A 2730-nucleotide genomic window follows, 5' to 3' on the forward strand; every position below is an offset into this window, starting at 1 on the left:
GTTGGTCTTTACCGTGATTTTCATCCTGACTAGTCGCTATCAAGGCAGAAAATAAAGAAAGGCTGCAATCTGTGGATTGCAGTTTTTTTATACGACGAGTCTATCGTATAGTGGATTGAATCTGGAATAGGACATCATAGCTACTAAAACATTTCTAATACTCTTCGAAAATCTCTTCAAACCACGTCAACGTCGCCTTACCGTACTCAAGTACGGCCTGCGGCTAGTTTCCTAGTTTGCTCTTTGATTTTCATTGAGTATAAAAATTAATTTGCCTTTCCTAATCGATTTGTTCATATATTATTTTAATATACTATAAATCTGATGTGCAAGGCCTACGTGTCTATTATCTATCGGTGAACCCAAGAGCGACCCTCAAGACTGTTTGTATTGAGGTAGCAGCTTCAAATGTATGTGGCTAGACTATTTGAAGTATGACGCAAGAAACAATACTCTTCGAAAATCACCAGAAAAGCTAGTTAAACTACTATCCTTCTGGTGATTTTGCTTAATTTCTGATGTTCGAGACATGATTGAGGAGATTTGTCTTGATTTTTTCCTAAAAAAGGGCAGACTCCTCCCTTGGTTTGATGCTCGATTTTTAAAATAAGGTGACTTATTCTGTTAGGCATGTTTTCCCCTGCTCTCTAGCTCTATATGGAACAGGGAGTATCAGATTTATCTGGCAGATTGTATCAAATAAGGCTTGAAACTGTTTTGAATAGGCGTATAGACTTGAGAATTTGAGAATATGTCGTCTAGCAGTAGAGACATATTTTCGGCAATATGAAGGAAGAGAGGTCGAAAACGCTTGATAGTCAAGGCCTTTACTTCATCACCAGCTAGCTGCTTTAAAAAGAGGTAGAGATTATAAGCCAGATAGCCCATCATCATACGTACTTCATTCTTAACCATGGTCGAACTATCTGTCTTATCCCCAAAGAATCCTGCTTTCCTTTCTTTGATAAAGTTTTCAGCATTCCCTCGTTCACGATAGAATTGAAACAGCTCCTCACTATCTACACTGCTTAAATTGGTTACAAGAGAGACCACATCATAGAACAATTCCCCTTCCTGTCTTTGGGAAAATTGGCAAACACGACGTGGCTGGCGCCAAGAATCGGCTTTATAAAGGGACTCTGAATAGGAAGAATGAGGTAAAATACTCAAATCCTCTGAACAAGGCAAGGTTAAATCTCCCAAGCGACTCAGAACAGCGTTCCTTTTCAGTTTGGTCAAATAGGCATGACCTCTATCTTCCAGTAAATCATAGAGTTTTGGGCTCACAAAACCGCTATCCATACGAAAAATCAGATGGTCAAACTGCTCTAAAATGGGGTGAATAAGGGCATCTGCTCCTTCTGAACAATAGCGATTTCCAGAACGTAACTGGGCATTCAGACAATAGCCAGTCTGGCTTTCAAAGGCATAAAGGGGATGATAAGCTGTCACCTGATAATGAGCATTATAGTCGGCTCCCTCTTGATGCCCATAAGTGGTAAAATGAGTGGAATCCACATCAACGATAAGACTGGGTTGGCTTTGCATTTGTAAAAAGAGTTGAACCAGTTCAAAGTTTAGTCTTCGCAAGCTCCCAACAGTTGCTTCTGTTGAACGTGACAGAAAGCGAGACAAGGTTGGTTGAGACGCAACTTGTCCAGTTTCCAACAGTTTTGGAAAATAAGCATCTGATTTTAATTTCTTACAGGCATAGTCTATGTCATAGCCTGTAAGGATTTGAAAGAGAAATTGGATGACAATATCGGCATCCGAATAGTGATAATAGCGTCGTTTATCATCGCTCACAAGATGTTTTGAAATAGTTTCTTTTAGATTCAACTTTGTGAAGAGTTCTTTGAAGAGCAGAAGACCAGCTTGATTGGTCAGATTTCCACCATCGAAAGAAAAGTGTGATAAAGTATTGTTTTTCGTAGATTTATTTTATATACTGGTCATTGGAATTTCCTTTGTTTTGATTTTGTTTTCGATTATATCATAAAGGAGAAACTCCCTTTTGTCCAGTAAAAACAGCACCCAATGGGTGAAAAGAGAAAGCACCTAGAATCCTCGGTTTCATATCGATTCTGGATGCTTTTTGTGTTAGGTGTGAATAATTGGGGGAGAAAGAGATTGAAGATTGTCAAAAACAGATGAATGAATATATAGACGAGTATGAACATCAAGTGAGGAGATTGGAGAAATTAGTTAACACTATAAATTTTGCAATTGATAGTAAAGAGAGAGGCTTCAACATCCCATTAGAGTAATTTAAATGTATTTTAATTGTTACAGAAATCGTGATAAAATGATTAGCAGTAGTAGATTGGAGGAAATAGTGTGGGAAGCTTATTAGCTACTCGAATTAAGAGCAGAAGAAAAGAATTGAAATTATCTCAGAAAGAGTTAGCTGAAGGAATTTGTAAGCAAGGTCAGATTAGTCGTTTGGAGAACGGAGAATATACTCCAGGTTCAGAATTATTGCATCAACTAGCTAAAAGACTTAGTGTTAGTATGGATTATTTTTTTTGACGAGCAAATTTTGAATGAGAGTACAGAACTTATTGAGTTTAAAAAAATAGTTATAGTTGCTTAGTTTCAAACAAGCATGTTATAATAAAGCTATGGCATATAGTACAGATTTTAAACAGCGAGCATTAGATTACATCAAAGAGGGGAACAGCCATGTCGAGGCAGCCAAGGTTTTTGATGTCGGCGTCAGAACTCTCTTCA

2 protein-coding genes and 1 pseudogene are annotated in these 2730 nt (G+C 37.8%); 2 read left to right on the forward strand and 1 reads right to left on the reverse strand.

The window, feature by feature from the left end; genetic code table 11:
- Positions 1-616: 616 nt before the first annotated feature.
- A pseudogene (locus HT703_RS11115) lies at positions 617-1956 on the reverse strand (IS1380 family transposase).
- Positions 1957-2337: 381 nt separating this feature from the next.
- Between HT703_RS11115 and HT703_RS11125 the strand changes: the two are divergent.
- Complete coding sequence (locus HT703_RS11125; RefSeq protein WP_023934097.1) at positions 2338-2529, forward strand: helix-turn-helix transcriptional regulator; 192 nt, start codon at positions 2338-2340, stop codon at positions 2527-2529.
- Positions 2530-2621: 92 nt separating this feature from the next.
- On the forward strand, positions 2622-2730 hold a 109-nt coding region (locus tag HT703_RS11130), incomplete at its 3' end, for a transposase (protein WP_240148199.1).

The organism is Streptococcus sp. 3874 (assembly GCF_013276425.1).
Taxonomy (GTDB): Bacteria; Bacillota; Bacilli; order Lactobacillales; family Streptococcaceae; genus Streptococcus; species Streptococcus pseudopneumoniae.